The following is a 16,403-nucleotide window of genomic DNA, read 5'->3' as shown; positions in this document are numbered from 1 at the left end:
TCGTGCCGCCGTCGTCTGCCGAACTCCGCCTGTGGTTCGAGTACGCCGCCGGCGGCTTCGCCGAGCTGATCGATCTGATCGATCCGGCGAAGCTCGACGACCCAGGGCTCGGCGAGTGGTCAGTGCGCTCCCTCCTCGGGCACAGCTGCCGGGCGTTCACGACCATCGAGGACTACCTGGCGGCGTCGCGAGCCTTCGATCCCGGTGAGCAGCTCCACGGTCCGGTCGCCTATTTCCACGCGGCCTTCGCCTCGGTCGGCGACCCGGCGGACGTCGCCGCGCGCGGAGTGGCGGCCGGTCAGGCGCTCGGCGACGACCCGATCGCCGCCGCGCACGCGATCGCGGACCGCGTCCGGCCCGTGGTCCGAGCGACCCCGGACGAGGCGATCCTGGTCACCCCGGTCGGCGTGATGCGGCTGATCGACTACCTCCCGACGCGGGCATTCGAGTTGACCGTGCACTCTCTCGATCTGGCAGGCGCCACCGGCATCGAACCAGGCTCCGCCCTCGAGCACGCGGTGCCGCCCGCCGTCAGGCTCGCGACCGCGCTGGCCGGCCCAGGCGACGCGATCGCGGTCCTGCGCGCGATGACCGGCCGCGGCCCCCTGCGTGCGGACTTCACCGTGCTGGGCTGATCCGAACGGCGCCGCCGAACAGGCCGACGCACTTTCCCGGTCCGCCGCGAGGCCGGCCGGCTCCGCCGGTCAGAGGATGCCGGGCAGTTCGAGCAGCGAGTCGACGATCGTCGCGCGCGCGGCTTCCGGGCGCGTGGCATGCAGATGTCCCCACGGTCCGCGCCGGATCAGGATCGGCCGCATACCGGCATCGGCCGCGGGCAGCACGTCGTTGTCGGTCCGGTCCCCGACGTAGGCGATCGCCTCGGCGGGCACCCCGGCGAGCCCGGTGACGGCGGCGAAGAACGCCGGCGACGGCTTCTCCACGCCGAGCTCGGCGGAGTTGGCGATCTCGTCGACGGGCAGATCCATGGCGTGAAGCGCCGCCAGCGCTCGCGGCGGCTGATTCCCGGCGATCACCAGGCGCAGTCCACGCCCGGAGAGTGCGGCCAGCGCGGGCCGCACATCCGGGTAGAGATCGTCGTCGTCGAACCCGCTGCGCAGGCCGTCCGGATCCTCGACGGCCCATGCCGCGTCGGCGACCTCGACGTCGAAGCCGGGACGAACCAGCTCGAACGCCGCCGACACCTCCCGATCGGTGGCCGCGCACGCGCCGATGGCGCCGAGGAAGGTCAGCGGTGTGACCCCGAGTCGATCGGCCCAGCGCAGCCAGATCCGGGACTCGTCGATCAGGGTCTCGCCGACGTCGAACACGACGGCCTCGATGCGGTGCGGGTCAGACATGACGACGACGCTACCCGGCCCCGATTCCGGCCTATCGCACAATCCTCGGCACCGGCCACGTCTCCTGCGGCACGCTGTTCGGATCCACCCAGAAGTGGCCGGCGGCGCCGAAGAAGGTGTGCACGAATCCGCACCGCACCTCAGTACTGCGCCGAGCGCAAGGCGATCTCGCTCGCCACCGCCTCCGGCGCGTTCTCCGGGACCCAGTGGTCCACGCCGTGCAACTCGGAGAAGCGGTAGTCGCCGTAGACGAACCGCCCGCTCCCCTCGGCCTGCTCGCGGCCGAGGGCGGCGTCGCCGTCGCTCCACAGCATGGTGGTCGGGAGCTCCACCGGCGGGCACGCGAGCGTCTCGGCGACCTTCCCCGTGAAGTTGGCCCGGTACCAGTTCAACGGGCCGGTCATCGCGCCCGGCTCCAGGATCGGCTTCAGTTCCTCGGCGCTCACGCCCGCACGACGGAGCAGAATCCCGTTTCGGCCCGTCAGCTTCTCCTCGGCGTCGTCGGCGACGAAGCTCTTGATGTACGCCGACCGCTCCCGCTGATCACCCCCGGATGCCAGCGCGGCCGCCATCGCCGACGGATGTCCGGTGCTCACCGCCACCAACCCGGTGAATCGTTCGGGGTGCTTGGCCGCCAGCTGCCAGGCGACGACCCCTCCCCAGTCGTGCCCCACCAGCATCGAGTAGGCGATGTTCAAGTGTCCGAGGACACCGAGCACGTCGTCGGTCAGTCGGTCGAGGCGGTAGTCGTCGACCTCCGGCGGCCGGGCCCCGGGGCTGTAGCCGCGCTGGTCGACGGTCAGCGTCCGCAGACCCGCGTCGTGCACCCGCGGCAGGACCTTGTCCCAGCACATCGAGTTCACCGGGAACCCGTGCAGCAGCACCACCCAGGGGCCGCGGGACGGACCGCTCCGATGGACGTCGAAAGTCAGGCCGTCGTGATCGATCTTCAGGTGTTCGGACTCCACGACAACGAGCTTAGAACGCTCGGCAGGTCCGGCGGCCCGTCTGTGAGCAACCGGTCCAGTGCGACGACGTCGAGATGTTCGTCCACCAGATCTGCGAGCAGGTCGAGCTGCGCCTCCCGCACCGCCGCGACCTGCAGGCGTGGGTCCGTCCGGAAGCGCCGCAGCCCCGCGGCGCGGGCGACCTCGGCGAGGAACGCACGACGGAAACCGTCACTCTCGAGCAGACCGTGACAGTGCGTCCCGAAGACCGCGCCCCGGCGCGCTCCCTCGGGCCCGGACTCGTCGTCGTGCAGCCACGGTTCCTCACCGCTGCGGACCACCCGCCCGTGATGGATCTCGTAACCGTGCACCGGATCGAGCCCGCCGTGTCCGCTGAACCGGCGGAGCGTCTTGTCGCGATGGAAGACCACGTCGACGTCCAGCAGCCCGAGCCCGTCGACCGCGCCCGCACCGGACTCCACGTCGTCGTCGATCGATCGCGCGAGGATCTGGAAACCGCCGCAGATCCCGAGGATCGGCCGGCCTCGTGCCGCCCGCTCGACCAGCGCGCGGTCGAGACCGCGTGCGGTGATCCAGCGCAGGTCGTCGACGGTGGCGCGCGTCCCCGGAAGCACGGCGAGGTCGGCTGCGGCGAGGGAGGCGGCGTCGTCGACCCAGGTCACGTCGACGTTCGGCTCGCACGCCAGCGCCTCCACATCGGTGGCATTGGAGACGCGCGGCAGACGCAGGGCTGCGACGGTCATCCTTTCGACAAGCTCAAGGGGCGGGTCCGGCTCACGGGGCAGGTCCGGCTCACGGGGCAGGTCCGGCTCACGGGGCAGGTCCGGCTCAAGGGGCAGGTCCGGCTCAAGGGGCAGGTCCGGCTCACGGGACTGGAACGACGACGGCGGGCCTACGCGGCGGCCGACGGCGCTGGCGAGCGAGTCCTCCGCGTCGATCCACACGTCGTCGCACCACGGGAGCACGCCGAGGGTCGGCCGTCCGGTGCGCACGTGCAGCATGTCCAGCCCGGGTGCCAGGATGGCGGGATCTCCGCGGAACTTGTTGATCACGTAACCGGCGACCAGCGCCTGGTCGCCGGGATCGAGCACCGCCGTCGTGCCGTAGAGGCTCGCCAGGGCCCCTCCCCTGTCGATGTCGGCGACGACGAGCACCGGCAGGTGCGCACGGCGCGCCAAGCCGAGGTTCGCGATGTCGTTCGCGCGCAGATTGATCTCCGCGATCGATCCGGCGCCCTCGGCGATCACGACGTCGAAATCGCTTCGGAGCGCGGACAACTCATCCTGAACCAGGTCGGAGAGATGAGCCCGCCAGGTCTGATAGTCGCGGGCGCCGACGTCCCCGACGGCTCGGCCGCGCACCACCACCTGCGACCGGCGATCGCCACCCGGCTTGAGCAGCACCGGATTGAAGCGGGTGTCGGGCTCCAGACCGCACGCGGCCGCCTGGAGCGCCTGTGCCCGCCCGATCTCGCCGCCGTCGAGCGTCACCGCAGAGTTGTTGGACATGTTCTGCGCCTTGAACGGCGCCACCGACACGCCTCGACGGCGCAGCGACCGGCACAGACCCGCAGTCAACAGGCTCTTGCCCGCATCGCTGGACGCGCCCCCGATCAGCAGGGCTCCCCGGATGTCCGCCACGCCGCCACCCTATCGGGCCGCTCCACCGGCCGCCGCGCCGACGCGCATCGGTTGACGTACCGGTGCACGGCACGACGCGGCCCGGCGTCCGGCTACGATCGGCTCACGGCTCAGAACGCCCGAGAACCCGAGGCGCCGGAAAGGAGTGCATCCCATGGCCATGCCGCAGCCCGGCGGCGAGTTCGCCGGCTACGACGTGCTGTCGCTCCTCGGCCGCGGCGGGATGGGCAGCGTCTTCCTGGTGCACAATCCCCACCTCGACCGCCGCGAGGCCCTCAAGGCGCTGTCGGTGAACTCCTCCGGTGATTTCGCCGCGCGGTTCGCCGCCGAGGCCCGCACCGTCGCCAAGCTCGATCACCCCGGCATCGTGACCGTCTACCACCACGGCATCACCGACGACATGCCATGGTTCACCATGCAGTACCTGGAGGGATCCGACCTCGACGGCGCCGGAACCCTCCCGTACGGCGACGTGGTCGCGATCGTCTCCCAGACCGCGGCGGCCCTGGACTACGCCCATCGGCGCGGCGTGGTGCACCGCGACGTCAAGCCCGCGAACATCCTGGTCCGGCGCGACGCACACGGCGCTATCGACCGGGTCACCGTGCTCGACTTCGGGATCGCCCGGCTGGCCGGCGCCACTTCGATGACGGCGGCGGGCTCCTTCGTCGGCACGCTCAGCTACGCCGCGCCGGAGAGCGTCGACGGGCGCCGGGACATACCCGCCGCGGACCAGTATTCGCTGGCCGCCACCGCCTACGCGCTGCTGGCCGGACGACCGCCGTTCGCCGGTCTGCCCACTGCGGCGCTGCTGCACGCCCAACTCTCCGAGACACCGCCACCGATCAGCCGCTTCGTGCCCGAGCTGGCCGGACTCGATCCCGTCTTCGCCACGGCGCTCGCCAAGGATCCGGCACAGCGCTATTCGTCGTGCCAGGCATTCGCGGCCGCTCTGGCCTCCGGCGGAGATCCGAAGACCCGGAAACAGACCCTGGTCGCACCGGTGAGCACACCGGCGCCGTACACGCAGTCCGGCACCGGGTATCCGCCGACCGGGACCGCCTATCGACCCGCGGCCGGCCCTTACCCCCCGGCGCCGGCCAAGACCTCTCGCACCACGATCGTCCTCGCGCTGATCGCGATTCTCATCGGTATCGCGGTCATCGCCGGGGCCATCGTTCTGGCCACCCGGGGCGACGACTCCTCCCGGACGTCGTCGGCGGCCGGCAGTTCCACGGCGTCCACAGCGGATCCCGCCGGATCCACGCCGGCCGACGCCCCCAGCACGACGACCGCCTCGGACCGGGTGTGGGGCTTCGTCGTCAGCCCGGAGGGGCGGGTCATCCGATTCCGGAACTACGCCAGTCGCGAGGCCATGCTCGGCAAGGCGGCCGAGTACGGTTACAACTCCACCTGGGGATACGCCTCGTTCACCAGCGGGTGCGGCGCCGTCGCACGGGCCGCGGCGGCGGGATCGTCAGACTCCTACTTCGTCGCCCGCGGCAGCGACCGCGCCTCCGCGGAGAGTCAGGCCCTGTCGGAGGCCCGCCGCAGCACCGGTGCCGCCGGCACCACCGTCTCGTCGTTGTGCGTGGGCGACTCGCTCAGCTGACGCACCGCCGGCGTTCGCCGCCGCGGTCGCTCAGGCGTCCGGGAGCGTGAGGATCTCCGCGCCGGCGTCGGTCACCACCAGGGTGTGCTCGAACTGCGCGGTCCACTTGCGGTCGGCGGTCACGACCGTCCAGTCGTCGTCCCACTGCTCCCACTCCAGGCCGCCCAGATTGATCATCGGTTCGATGGTGAACACCATCCCCGGCTCCAGTACGGTGTCGACGGCCGGCTGGTCGTAGTGCAGGACCACCAGGCCGTTGTGGAAGGTCTCACCGATCCCGTGCCCCGTGAAGTCGCGGACCACCTGGTAGCCGAAGCGGTTCGCGTAGGCCTCGATCACCCGGCCGATCACGTTCAGCTCCCGGCCCGGTTTGACGGCTTTGATGGCGCGCTCGGTCGCGATCCGGGTCCGCTCGACCAGATCGCGATGCTCGGGCGACACGTCCCCGGCGAGGAAGGTGGCATTGGTGTCGCCGTGCACGCCGTCGATGTAGGCGGTGACGTCGATGTTCACGATGTCGCCGTCCTGGATCACCGTCGAATCCGGGATGCCGTGGCAGATCACCTCGTTCAGAGACGTGCAGCACGACTTCGGAAAGCCCTTGTAGCCCAGGGTCGACGGATACGCGCCGTGGTCGATCATGTACTCGTGCGCGATCCGGTCCAGCTGGTCGGTGGTGACTCCGGGCGCCACCGCGCGGCCCGCCTCCGCGAGCGCGTTGGCCGCGATGCGGCCCGCGACCCGCATCTTCTCGATCGTCTCCGGGGTCTGCACCCACGGCTCGCTGCCCTCGCGGACGGTGTCCTTCCACGCGTACTCGGGGCGGGCGATGGAATCGGGAACCGGCAGCGTGGGCGAGACGATGCCGGGAGCCAGGGGTGTGCGAACGGTCATGACCGATCAGTCTACGGACTCGCCCGCGCCCGGGTTCGGGCCGCTCCGGGCCACTGTGACCGGCCCGGTAAGGTGTGCCTACACACACCAGTCCCGAAGGGTTCCCTCGTGCCGTTGACGCGTCGACCGCAGCGTCGTGCCTCCACGACGATCGCGCTGGCGGCATCGCTGGTCGTCTGCCTGCTCGCCGTCGCCGGCTGCACCACCGAACCGCTCGATGTGGGGGCACTGACCGACCCGTCGACCGCTCAGCTGCGCGACGGAGCACGCATCGCGACCCTTCCGAGCCGTGACCCCGTGCCGGTCGAGCACGATCCCGCGGCGTCGTCGACCGCGTCACGGATCGTGGCGATCGACCGGAACGGCACCCTCGGCGCGACGGTGTACGCGCTCGGGCTGGGCCCCAACGTGGTGGGACTGAGCGGCTCGACCACCTTCCCGGCCGCCGCGGGCGTCCCGCGCGTCACCGACCCCGGGCATGCGGTGAACGTCGAGAAGGTGCTCGCCCAGCGTCCGACGATCGTGCTCGCGGGCGCCGACTCCACGCCCTCCGGCTCGCTCGGACAACTCCGCTCGGCCGGCATCGAGGTGGTGGAGTTCACCGGAGAGCGCAGCGTGGCCGGGACGCCGGAGCTTCTGCGCCGGGTCGCCGAGGCGCTCGGCGCACGCCAGGCCGGGGAGAAGCTGGTGCAGCGGACGCAAGCGCAGATCGATGCCGCACGATCCTCGCTGCCCGACCCGACAGGCGATCCGACCATGGCGTTCCTGTACATCCGCGGCGATCGGCTGATCCTGCTCGCCGGCCCCGGATCGGGCGCCGACGACCTGATCGTCAACCTCGGCGGTCGCGACGCCGGGACCGAAGCGGGCCTCTCGGCGTCGTTCACGATGGTCAGTACCGAGTCGCTGATGCGCGTCGATCCCGACGTGATCCTGGTGATGACCCAGGGCGCCGAGACGGTCGGCGGCCTGGACGGGGTCGCACAGCTGCCGGCCGTGGCGGGCACCAGCGCGGGCCGCGCCGGCCGCATCATCGCTATGGACGAGACCGAGGTCCTGGCCTTCGGACCCGACACCGGTCTGGTGCTCGGGACCCTGCGTGAGGCGATCTACCGATGAACGTGTGGGAGAGGATCAAGGCCGATCGCCCACACACCGGGCGTGCCGTCGCGGTGATCCTCGGCGGCGTGGTGCTGCTCGGCGTGGTCGTCGTGGTCTCGGCAGGCACCGGCCAGGTGCACGTGCCGCCGGCGGAGGTCCTCGGTTCGATCGCCCACCACTGGCACCTGCACATCGGACCGCTCCCCGATCAGCCGGGCGAGAATGCTCTCTGGGTCTCCCGGTTCCCGCGGATCCTGCTCGGCCTGCTGGTCGGGATGGCGCTCGGCGCAGCCGGGTGCCTGCTGCAAGGGGTACTGGCCAATCCGCTCGCCGAGCCGGGCATCATCGGCGTGTCGTCGGGGGCGGCGGTGGGCGCCTGCCTGATGTTCGCACTCAGCGGCAGTGCAGCCAACGGCTGGGCCGTGGCCGCGATGGCCGCACTGTTCGGCCTGGCCACCACCTTCGCGGTGTACATCCTGAGCATGCGCGACGGCGGGACGTCGGTGGTGATGATCGTGCTCACCGGTATCGCGGTGAACGCCTTCGCCCTCGGCATCATCGCGTACCTCACCACCATCGCTTCCACGGCGACCCGCGAGCAGATCGTCTTCTGGCAGCTCGGTTCGCTCGCCGGAGCCGTCACCTGGAACCACGTCACCGTCGTCGCACCGCTGGTGATCGCCTCCATCGCCGCGTCGGCCGTGCTGGTGAACAAGCTCGACCTGCTGGCCCTCGGCGAGCTCCAGGCAGCGGCCCTGGGCGTCAACGTCGAAGTGGTTCGACGGCAGGTGATCGTCCTCGTCGCGATTCTCACCGCCGGGGCCGTCGCCTTCACGGGGATCGTGATGTTCGTCGGCCTCATCGTGCCGCACGTGATGCGGCTACTCGTCGGTCCCCGCCACCGGGTGCTCCTGCCCGCCTCGGTGATCGGAGGCGCCCTGTTCATCGCTGCGGCAGATCTGGCCGCCCGCACGCTGACCGACGGCGAACTCCCCCTCGGCATGCTCACGTCGCTGATCGGCGGTCCGGTGTTCTTCGTCCTGCTGCGTCGCACCGCGAAGACCGGGTGGTGAGGCATGCATGTTCCCGGTCGCCGGCTCAGCGCCCACGACGTCCACGTCCACCTCGCCGAACGGCCGGTGCTGCACGGAGTGAGTCTGACCGCCCACCCCGGTCAGATCCTCGCGCTGGTGGGGCCCAACGGGTGCGGCAAGTCGACCCTGCTGTCGGTGCTGTCCGGGGTCCGCCACCCGCGCTCGGGGACGGTGCGGCTCGACGACGAGCATCTGCACTCGATCCCCGTCCGCGAACTGGCCCGGCATCGGGCCCTGGTGACCCAGCAGAATCGGGTGGACACCCCGTTCACCGTGCGCGAAGTGGTCGAGCTCGGCCGCTATCCGTGGCTGCGGACTCCCGAAGCGGCGCGCACGGCGGAGATCGTCCGCGCCGCCGTCGCGTCCTGCGGCATAGCCGATCTCGTGGACCGGCAGTTCCCGCAACTCTCCGGAGGCCAGCAGGCCCGCGTCTCGCTGGCCCGCGCGCTCGCCCAGGACACCCCGGTGCTGCTGCTCGACGAACCCACCGCCGCCCTCGACATCGGTCACACCGAGCAGACACTGCGGATCCTGCGCCGTCGCGCCGATGCAGGCACCACGATCATCCTCGTCGTGCACGATCTGTCGCTGGCCGCCGCGTACGCCGATCAAGTGGCCCTGATGAAGGAAGGCCGGCTGCTGGCCACCGGCACGGTCGACGAGGTGATGACCGCCGAACTGCTGAGTGCCACCTACGACCACCCGGTCTCGCTGGTCCGGCATCCGGACACCGGCGAGCTGATCGTCACCCCCGACCGCTCCTGATCCCCGGCCGTACGGCCCCCGCACCCGCCCCGCGCTTCCGACTGCCGGGTTCGCTTCCGCCTGCCGGATCAATGCGGCAGCACGACGACGATCCGGCAGCGCGACACGAATCCGGCAGCCGGAACCTCCGGATCGTACGACGACGCCCCGCCCGCCGGAAGATCCGGAGGGCGGGGCGTCGCGCGAGTATCGGGTGTCAGTTCACTTGTCGGCGAACTGACGGAAGTACAGGGTGGCGGCACCGACTCCGATGAGGCCGATCGACATGACCAGCATCAGCCAGAGTCCGAAGCCGGTCGAGACTGACAGATCGCCGTACGCCTTGCCCAGGTCGATACCGTACTGCGAGGCGTCTCCGGCCTGGCGCTTCGCGGCGTCGATCTGATCCTGCGCGTCGCTGACCTTGTTGAAGTCCACGGCGAAGATGATGATGCCGACCAGCCCGGTCAGGCCGGCGATCCCGGCGGAGACCAGCGGCAGCACTTTGAGTTGCTGGGTGAAGAACAGCGCGCCCGCCGCGACGGCGATGGTGAAGAGTCCGAGCAGGAGGACCCAGATGCCGTGCAGCGACTCACCGCCGCCGCTGGCCAGACCGTTGTCCGAGTCTCCGCTACCGGAGACCCACGGCAGGAACACCGAGATGAAGACGAGCAGTCCGAGGACGGCGGTGGCCGCCAACAGGATCTTCACCGTCGGCGAGACGCCGGCGCCGAACGCCGGAGCCGCTCCGTTCGGAGCCCCCTGCTGCGGACCGCCCCATTGCGGCTGGCCGCCGTACTGGGAGCCTCCGTACTGGTGGCTGCCCTGCGGCTGTCCACCGTTCTGACCCGGCTGGCCGTACTGGCCCGGCTGCCCGTACTGACCCGGCTGCCCGTACTGACTTGGCTGTCCGTACTGACTCGGCTGCGGAGTGCCGTACTGCGGCTGCTGCGGACCACCGTGCTGGGGCTGCTGCGGAGACTGGCCGTAGCCGGGCTGCTGGCCGTAGCCCGGCGGGGCCTGACTTGGCTGCTGACCGTAGCCGGGAGGCGGACCGTAGCCCGGCGGCGGACCGGGCTGTGGCGGCTGTTGCCCGTAGCCGGGCTGCTGGCCCCACGGTTGCTGACCCGCGCCCGGCTGCTGCGGGTGCTGGCCGTACGGATTCGGTCCACTCATGGGCGGTTTCCCCTTGTGTCGTCAGGTGATTCCGGGCTCTGTCCGCCCGGGACTTTCGTCACGATAGTGGACGACGACGCGCTCGGCCACGGTCGGATCCGGGTTTGAGTAGAAACCCCTATGACTGGGATCACCCGCGCCCGGGTGGCAGCAGCTGGAAGAAGTCCCGGGTCATGTTGACCGCGTTCGCGGAGTCGCCGCCCAGCACGATCAGCGTGGCGAAGGCGAGGTCGCCCCGGAAACCGGCGAACCAGGCGTGCGAGCCGCCCGCCACTTCGGCCTCCCCGGTCTTGCCGAACACCGGACCGGCTCCGGCGATCGAGGTGGCGGTGCCGTCGGTCACCACGGTCCGCATCATCGGCCGCAGCTGCTCGTAGATCTCCGCAGCGAGTTCGGGACGAGGACCGGCGACCGTGGTCTCCCGGCCCTCGATCAGCACCGGCACCGGAGCCTTCCCGGTGGCGGCGGTCGCGGCCACCAGCGCCATGCCGAGCGGGCTGGCCAGCACCTTGCCCTGACCGAAGCCGTCCTCGGCGCGCTGGACCAGGTCGGGTTCGATCGGCACCGATCCCGACGCGGACTCGATCCCGGCGATCCCGTAGTGCGCGCCCAGGCCCATCGCGGCGGCGGCGTGCGGCAGATCCGACGGGCCCATCCGGCCCGCGAGGTGGGCGAACGAGGTGTTGCAGGAGTTCGCGAACGCCCGCCAGAGCGGCACCGGGCCGAGCGCGAATCCGTTGTAGTTCGGGATCAGTCGCGAGCCGATCTGGATCTCGCCCGGACACGGCACCGTCGCATCCGGATTCGACATGTCGGCCGCCATCGCCGCCGCCGAGGTGACGATCTTGAACGTCGAGCCGGGCGGATAGGCGCCCATCGTGGCCAGCAGCCCGCCCCGATCGGCGGCCGCGTTCTGTGCGACGGCGAGCAACTTGCCGGTCGAGGCCTGCACGACGACCATCATCGCCTGCCGCCCGGCGACGTCGACCGCCCGCTGCGCGGCATCCTGCACCGAACGCGAGAGGGTGAGCTGCACCGCCGGCGCCGGTGTCGCCGGATGGTCGTCGAGCACGTCGGCCACCAGCCCGTTGGGATTGATCACCGAGATGCGCCAGCCCGACGTGCCGCCGATCTCGTCGGCGACCCGGTTCTTCACCTGCCCCAGCACGGCGGAGGCGAACCGCGGGTCCCGCGGTTCGAGGACGGCCTGCTCGGCGGCGACCAGTCCGGGGATCGTCAGCCGGTCGCGCAGCCGGTCGTACTCGGCACCCGGGAGCCGGCCGAGCGGCAGCGGCTCGGCCGAGGCGGTGCCGCGCTCGGCGAGGCTCTGCACCGTCAGTCCGGGGAACACCGGCCCGAGCACCTCGACGACGCGGGTCGCCGAGTCGACCACCGATCCCTGCTCGGCGGCCGCGCGGGCATCGAAACTGAGCGCCGTGATGGTGGCGTCGCCCATCACCTCGCTGCCGTCGGCCTCGTTGACCGCGGCGCGCGGCGGCGCGAAGGTGTCCAGTTGCAGACGCTGATCGGCGCCGAGTTCCGGATGCACATTGGTCGACGTCCAGCGCACCGCCCAGCCGGCGTCGCTGCGGCCCATGGTCAGCGTCGCCGGATAGCTCCACTCACGCCCGCCCGGCAGGGTCCAGGTGTAGGTGACCTCCACCTCGGCGATGTCGCGCTCCACGCGTGCGCGGCCGGTACGGGTGGTCAGTTCCCGGGCCGCGAGACCGGTCCAGGCGGCACTCAGCATCCGCTCGGCGCGCGCCGGGTCCGTGGTGAGGGCCGCGGCCGCGGCGTATTCACGAGCGGCGAATTCGTGGAGGAAGTCCTCGGCGATGCCGCGCGGACCGTTGTCCTCGGCCGTACACGCGACCAGCGGGACCAGCAGAAGCAGCGCCACGGCGAGCACCGATGCGCGCCATCCCGCACGGCGTCGGCCCCGCCTCGTCGTCTCCCACCCGGTAGCACCCATCGGAGTGATCCTAAGCGGCACGCCCACCCCGGCCCGGTCGCCGCGCCGGGTGCTCCCGACTCAGTCGATCAGGACCGTCGCGAAGGTGCCGACCTCGTCGAAGCCCACCTTCCGGTAGGTCTCGCGGGCGGCACAGTTGTACTCGTTGACGTACAGGCTCGGGATGCGGCCCTGGCGGGCGATCGCCGCACACACCGCGGCGGTTCCGGCGGCGCCGTGGCCGCGACCGCGGAACTCCGGGTCGGTCCACACGCCCTGGATCTGCCCGACCCGCCGGGACAGTGCGCCGATCTCGGCTTTGAAGATCACCCGCGGACCGTCGAACCTGGCGAAGACCCGGCGCGCCGAGATCAGCGAGGCCAGCCGCCGACGGTACGAGCGACCTCCGTCACCCGAACGCGGATCCACCCCGACCTCACCGATGAACATCTCCACCGCCGCCGGAAAGTAGACGTCCAGATCGGCGCCGGTCACCAGGCGCACGTGCGGATCGATCGGCACGTCCGGAAACCCGTTCAGCGCCAGCAGTGGCTGCACCCCGCGAATCTCCCGGGGCGGCCCCCATTCCCCGGAGACTCGCTCCCAGAGGCCCAGGGCCAGCTCCGCTGGACCGACGACCGAGGTGCACTGACGCGGCGCCGCGAGCGCACGGTCGGCGAAGTGGTCCAATTGCTCGGTGGTGGCAGCGAGGGGCATGAGGTTGGCGCCCGAGAAGCACAGGGAGTCCTCGGGGTGCGAGGCCGTCCACAACTCGCCGCCGAGAAAGCGCGGGGTCAGACCGTAGGCCTCGACGCGGGCGGCCACCATGCACGAGGTGATCGGATCGTCGTCGAGCGCGCGAGCCACCGCGGGTGCGTCCCGGGAACCGAGCGGACGATCACGCAGGAGTCCGAGCATGATCCCTCCTCGCCTCGCGGAGCTTCCCCGGCGAAGTCCGTCGATCAGCTGACCGAGACCACCGGGGTGCCTGTTCCAGTGTCCCCCGATTCTTCTGCGATGCGCATCGCTTCTTCGATCAAAGTCTCGACGATCTGCGCCTCCGGAACGGTCTTGATCACCTCGCCCTTGACGAAGATCTGTCCCTTGCCGTTGCCCGACGCGACGCCGAGATCGGCTTCGCGCGCCTCGCCAGGTCCGTTGACGACGCAGCCCATCACGGCCACCCGCAGCGGAACCTCCAGGCCGTCGAGGCCCGCGGTCACCTCGTTGGCCAGTTTGTACACGTCCACTTGGGCACGGCCGCACGACGGGCAGGAGACGATCTCCAGTTTGCGGGGCCGCAGGTTCAGCGACTGCAGGATCGCATCGCCGACCTTGATCTCCTCGGCCGGCGGCGCCGACAGCGACACGCGGATGGTGTCGCCGATGCCCTCGGAGAGCAGCGCGCCGAAGGCCACCGCGGACTTGATGGTGCCCTGGAAGGCCGGACCGGCCTCGGTGACGCCCAGGTGCAGCGGGTAGTCGCACTGGGCGGCGAGCTGCCGATAGGCCTCCACCATGATCACCGGATCGTTGTGCTTCACCGAGATCTTGATGTCGCCGAAGCCGTGCTCCTCGAACAGGCTCGCCTCCCAGAGCGCCGATTCGACCAGCGCCTCCGGGGTGGCCTTGCCGTACTTCTTGAGAAGCCGCGGATCGAGCGAGCCGGCGTTCACGCCGATGCGGATCGGGATGCCGGCGTCACCGGCGGCCTTGGCGACCTCTTTGACGCGGCCGTCGAACTCCTTGATGTTGCCCGGATTCACCCGGACCGCGGCGCACCCCGCGTCGATCGCGGCGAAGATGTACTTGGGCTGGAAATGGATGTCGGCGATCACCGGGATGTTCGCCTTGCGGGCGATCTCCGGCAGAGCCTCCGCATCCTCTTGACGCGGGCAGGCGACCCGGACGATGTCGCAGCCCGAGGCGGTCAGTTGCGCGATCTGCTGGAGCGTCGCGTTGACGTCGTGCGTCTTGGTGGTGCACATCGACTGCACCGACACCGGCGACTCGCTGCCGACGCCGACAGCCCCGACCTTGAGCTGGCGAGTCTTGCGCCGGGGCGCCAGCACCGGCGGCGGGACCGGGATACCGAGTCCGATCGGTTCGGCCACGTGGGCATCACTCCTAGGAGAAGAATTCGCGTCCGACTCGAGCCGTCGGCGCACCTCCTCGATGATACCCGCGGACCCGGCGGGATCGCCCCGTGCGGCGTAGCGTCGGCGACGATGCACACCGACGGACTGATCCTGGCGGCCGGCGCGGGACGGCGCCGCGGCCTGCCCAAGGCACTGGTGCCCGGTGCCCTCGACGGTGCCGTCGCCGCACTCACCGCGGGCGGCTGCACCGGGGTGACCGTGGTTCTCGGCGCGCGGGCCGACCAGGCGCTGCCGCTGGTCCCCCGCGGAGCCCGTGTGATCGTGGCCGCGGACTGGGCCGCGGGGATGAGTGCATCCCTGCGGGCCGGCCTGTCCGCGGCGACCGGTGACGCGGTGCTGGTGCATCTGGTCGACCTGCCGGACGTCGGCCCCGCGGTGATCCGCCGCCTGCTCACTCGCGCCGCACCGGACGCGCTGGCGCGCGCGGTGTACGGCGGACGGCCCGGGCACCCGGTGCTCATCGGCCGCGACCACCTCGAGCCGGCCGCCGCGGCCGCGGCCGGGGATCGCGGAGCGCGCGACTACCTCGCTTCGGCGGCGGTGACGCCGATCGAGTGCGGTGATCTCGCCACCGGCCGGGACGTGGACTTCGCCGAGTGAATCGGCCCCGGTGACTCGGTGAGACGGCGGCCGGTGCCCCCGCCTCGCTCGGCGAGGATCTCCGCGACGATCGACACCGCGGTCTCCTGCGGCGTCCGCGCCTGCAGATCCAGGCCGATGGGGCTGCGCAGGCGGTCGATCGCCGCCTCGTCGACGCCGTCGGCCCGGAGCGCGGCGAGCCGGCGGGCATGGGTGCGCCGGGAACCCATCGCTCCGACGTAGCCGAGCACCTCGGTGTCGAGCGCGAGCGCGAGCAGCGGCCGGTCGAAGCGTTCGTCGTGCGTCAGGACGCAGATCGCGGTGCGGTCGTCGACCCGGCCGGCCTCGATCTCGGCGGCGAGATACTCGTGCGGCCAGCGGCGGACGACCTCGTCGGCGGCCGGGAAGCGGTCCGGCACCGCGAACACCGGCCGGGCGTCGCACACCGTGATCCGGTAGCCGAGAAAGGCTCCGGCCCCGGCCAGTGCCGCGGCGAAGTCCGTCGCCCCGAAGACGATCAGCCGGGGCCGCGGGGCGAAGACCTGGACGAACACCTCGACCGTGTCCTCGGCGGCGAAGTAGTCGGCGACCCGGGTCTCCCCGGCCGCCAGCAGCACCGGGAGATCCGCGTACAGGGCGGCGTCGAGGTCGTCCGAACCCGTGGTACCCCAGCTCTCCGTCTCGGTGATCACCAGGCGCGCACCGGGTTCGGTTCCCGAGCGACCGCGGCGGGAGGTCCGCAGCACCGTGGCCACCGTGACCGGGACGTCGGCCGCGACCAGGTCGCACAGCTCGGGCAGGCCGGGGAATCGGCGGTCGTCGAGCCGGGTGACGAACACCTCCAGGGTGCCGCCGCACGTCAGGCCGGCCTCCAGCGCGTCGTCGTCGCTCACCCCGTAGCTCGCCAGTACGGGGCGGCCGGTCGCCATCGCGTCGACGCATTCGGCGTACACCGCCGATTCGACGCACCCGCCGGAGACCGAGCCGACGGCCTCCCCGCGCGGACCCACTGCCATCACCGAACCGGCCGGAAGCGGCGCCGAGGCGAAGGTCCGCACCACCACCGCGACGGCCGCCGGCGCACCGCCGGTCGACCATCGCGCCAGTTGGCCGAGATGCTCGCGCAT

General features: G+C 71.3%; 15 protein-coding genes. 6 read left to right on the top strand and 9 right to left on the bottom strand.

Features of this window, described 5'->3' with window-relative positions; genetic code table 11:
- Positions 1 to 2 precede the first annotated feature (2 nt).
- A complete protein-coding gene (locus tag C6V83_RS09145) occupies positions 3 to 635 on the top strand; it encodes a maleylpyruvate isomerase N-terminal domain-containing protein (protein WP_159067485.1) in 633 nt (210 codons plus the stop codon).
- Positions 636 to 704: 69 nt separating this feature from the next.
- Here C6V83_RS09145 and C6V83_RS09140 read toward each other — a convergent pair whose 3' ends face one another.
- The 3 genes from C6V83_RS09140 to C6V83_RS09130 all read right to left on the bottom strand — a co-directional run bounded on the left by C6V83_RS09140 (position 705) and on the right by C6V83_RS09130 (position 3,966).
- Positions 705 to 1,358 (bottom strand): HAD family hydrolase, encoded by a 654-nt coding sequence (locus C6V83_RS09140; RefSeq protein ID WP_105942144.1) that lies wholly within the window; start codon positions 1,356 to 1,358, stop codon positions 705 to 707.
- A gap of 140 nt (positions 1,359 to 1,498) precedes the next feature.
- Complete coding sequence (locus C6V83_RS09135) at positions 1,499 to 2,305, bottom strand: alpha/beta fold hydrolase (protein ID WP_105943833.1); 807 nt, start codon at positions 2,303 to 2,305, stop codon at positions 1,499 to 1,501.
- A 2-nt stretch (positions 2,306 to 2,307) separates the two neighbouring features.
- Positions 2,308 to 3,966: a cobyric acid synthase gene (locus C6V83_RS09130; protein WP_105942143.1), complete on the bottom strand. Its 1,659-nt coding sequence runs from the start codon at positions 3,964 to 3,966 to the stop codon at positions 2,308 to 2,310.
- Positions 3,967 to 4,120: 154 nt separating this feature from the next.
- Between C6V83_RS09130 and C6V83_RS09125 the strand changes: the two genes are divergently transcribed.
- On the top strand, positions 4,121 to 5,578 hold the full coding sequence (locus C6V83_RS09125) for a serine/threonine-protein kinase (RefSeq protein WP_105942142.1): 1,458 nt from the start codon (positions 4,121 to 4,123) through the stop codon (positions 5,576 to 5,578).
- Between the two features lie 30 nt (positions 5,579 to 5,608).
- On the opposite strand, the gene map is transcribed toward C6V83_RS09125, so the two are convergent.
- On the bottom strand, positions 5,609 to 6,472 hold the full coding sequence (map, locus tag C6V83_RS09120) for a type I methionyl aminopeptidase (RefSeq protein WP_105942141.1): 864 nt from the start codon (positions 6,470 to 6,472) through the stop codon (positions 5,609 to 5,611).
- Positions 6,473 to 6,586: 114 nt separating this feature from the next.
- Between map and C6V83_RS09115 the strand changes: the two genes are divergently transcribed.
- The 3 genes from C6V83_RS09115 to C6V83_RS09105 are packed head-to-tail and all read left to right on the top strand — an operon-like array spanning position 6,587 to position 9,432.
- Positions 6,587 to 7,591 (top strand): heme/hemin ABC transporter substrate-binding protein, encoded by a 1,005-nt coding sequence (locus C6V83_RS09115; protein ID WP_234353937.1) that lies wholly within the window; start codon positions 6,587 to 6,589, stop codon positions 7,589 to 7,591.
- The gene (locus C6V83_RS09110; RefSeq protein ID WP_105942139.1) at positions 7,588 to 8,646 is read left to right on the top strand and encodes a FecCD family ABC transporter permease; all 1,059 of its coding nucleotides are present in this window, start codon (positions 7,588 to 7,590) and stop codon (positions 8,644 to 8,646) included. Before C6V83_RS09115 ends, C6V83_RS09110 begins: the two co-directional genes overlap by 4 nt.
- Before the next feature lie 3 nt (positions 8,647 to 8,649).
- Positions 8,650 to 9,432 (top strand): heme ABC transporter ATP-binding protein, encoded by a 783-nt coding sequence (locus C6V83_RS09105; RefSeq protein WP_105942138.1) that lies wholly within the window; start codon positions 8,650 to 8,652, stop codon positions 9,430 to 9,432.
- Positions 9,433 to 9,633: 201 nt separating this feature from the next.
- Here the strand turns inward: C6V83_RS09105 and C6V83_RS18505 are convergent, their stop codons facing one another.
- From C6V83_RS18505 to ispG, 4 genes are all read right to left on the bottom strand, one after another.
- Positions 9,634 to 10,587: a hypothetical protein gene (locus tag C6V83_RS18505; protein WP_199832611.1), complete on the bottom strand. Its 954-nt coding sequence runs from the start codon at positions 10,585 to 10,587 to the stop codon at positions 9,634 to 9,636.
- A gap of 130 nt (positions 10,588 to 10,717) precedes the next feature.
- Positions 10,718 to 12,559: a penicillin-binding transpeptidase domain-containing protein gene (locus C6V83_RS09095; RefSeq protein ID WP_105942137.1), complete on the bottom strand. Its 1,842-nt coding sequence runs from the start codon at positions 12,557 to 12,559 to the stop codon at positions 10,718 to 10,720.
- A 60-nt stretch (positions 12,560 to 12,619) separates the two neighbouring features.
- Positions 12,620 to 13,456 (bottom strand): GNAT family N-acetyltransferase, encoded by an 837-nt coding sequence (locus C6V83_RS09090; RefSeq protein WP_105942136.1) that lies wholly within the window; start codon positions 13,454 to 13,456, stop codon positions 12,620 to 12,622.
- Positions 13,457 to 13,500: 44 nt separating this feature from the next.
- Positions 13,501 to 14,652 carry a flavodoxin-dependent (E)-4-hydroxy-3-methylbut-2-enyl-diphosphate synthase gene (gene ispG / locus C6V83_RS09085; RefSeq protein WP_105942135.1) on the bottom strand — a complete coding sequence of 384 codons (1,152 nt, stop codon included), beginning with the start codon at positions 14,650 to 14,652 and terminating at the stop codon, positions 13,501 to 13,503.
- Positions 14,653 to 14,766: 114 nt separating this feature from the next.
- Here ispG and C6V83_RS09080 point away from each other — a divergent pair, with 114 nt between their 5' ends.
- Positions 14,767 to 15,297 (top strand): nucleotidyltransferase family protein, encoded by a 531-nt coding sequence (locus C6V83_RS09080; RefSeq protein ID WP_105942134.1) that lies wholly within the window; start codon positions 14,767 to 14,769, stop codon positions 15,295 to 15,297.
- On the opposite strand, the gene C6V83_RS09075 is transcribed toward C6V83_RS09080, so the two are convergent.
- Positions 15,219 to 16,403 carry an XdhC family protein gene (locus C6V83_RS09075; RefSeq protein ID WP_105942133.1) on the bottom strand — a complete coding sequence of 395 codons (1,185 nt, stop codon included), beginning with the start codon at positions 16,401 to 16,403 and terminating at the stop codon, positions 15,219 to 15,221. The two genes, C6V83_RS09080 and C6V83_RS09075, sit on opposite strands and share 79 nt — an antisense overlap.

The sequence above is a fragment of the Gordonia iterans genome, from assembly GCF_002993285.1.
GTDB lineage: Bacteria > Actinomycetota > Actinomycetes > Mycobacteriales > Mycobacteriaceae > Gordonia > Gordonia iterans.
This window is presented reverse-complemented; position numbering and strand designations above follow the sequence as displayed.

Bases quoted from the DNA above. Each gene is read 5' to 3' on its own strand.
- C6V83_RS09125 (WP_105942142.1), top strand. From the start codon at position 4,121: ATGGCCATGCCGCAGCCCGGCGGCGAGTTCGCCGGCTACGACGTGCTG.
- C6V83_RS09140 (WP_105942144.1), bottom strand. From the start codon at position 1,358: ATGTCTGACCCGCACCGCATCGAGGCCGTCGTGTTCGACGTCGGCGAG.
- C6V83_RS09105 (WP_105942138.1), top strand. From the start codon at position 8,650: ATGCATGTTCCCGGTCGCCGGCTCAGCGCCCACGACGTCCACGTCCAC.
- C6V83_RS09075 (WP_105942133.1), bottom strand. From the start codon at position 16,403: ATGCGCGAGCATCTCGGCCAACTGGCGCGATGGTCGACCGGCGGTGCG.
- C6V83_RS09090 (WP_105942136.1), bottom strand. From the start codon at position 13,456: ATGCTCGGACTCCTGCGTGATCGTCCGCTCGGTTCCCGGGACGCACCC.
- C6V83_RS09110 (WP_105942139.1), top strand. From the start codon at position 7,588: ATGAACGTGTGGGAGAGGATCAAGGCCGATCGCCCACACACCGGGCGT.
- C6V83_RS09080 (WP_105942134.1), top strand. From the start codon at position 14,767: ATGCACACCGACGGACTGATCCTGGCGGCCGGCGCGGGACGGCGCCGC.
- C6V83_RS18505 (WP_199832611.1), bottom strand. From the start codon at position 10,587: ATGAGTGGACCGAATCCGTACGGCCAGCACCCGCAGCAGCCGGGCGCG.
- C6V83_RS09095 (WP_105942137.1), bottom strand. From the start codon at position 12,559: ATGGGTGCTACCGGGTGGGAGACGACGAGGCGGGGCCGACGCCGTGCG.
- map (WP_105942141.1), bottom strand. From the start codon at position 6,472: ATGACCGTTCGCACACCCCTGGCTCCCGGCATCGTCTCGCCCACGCTG.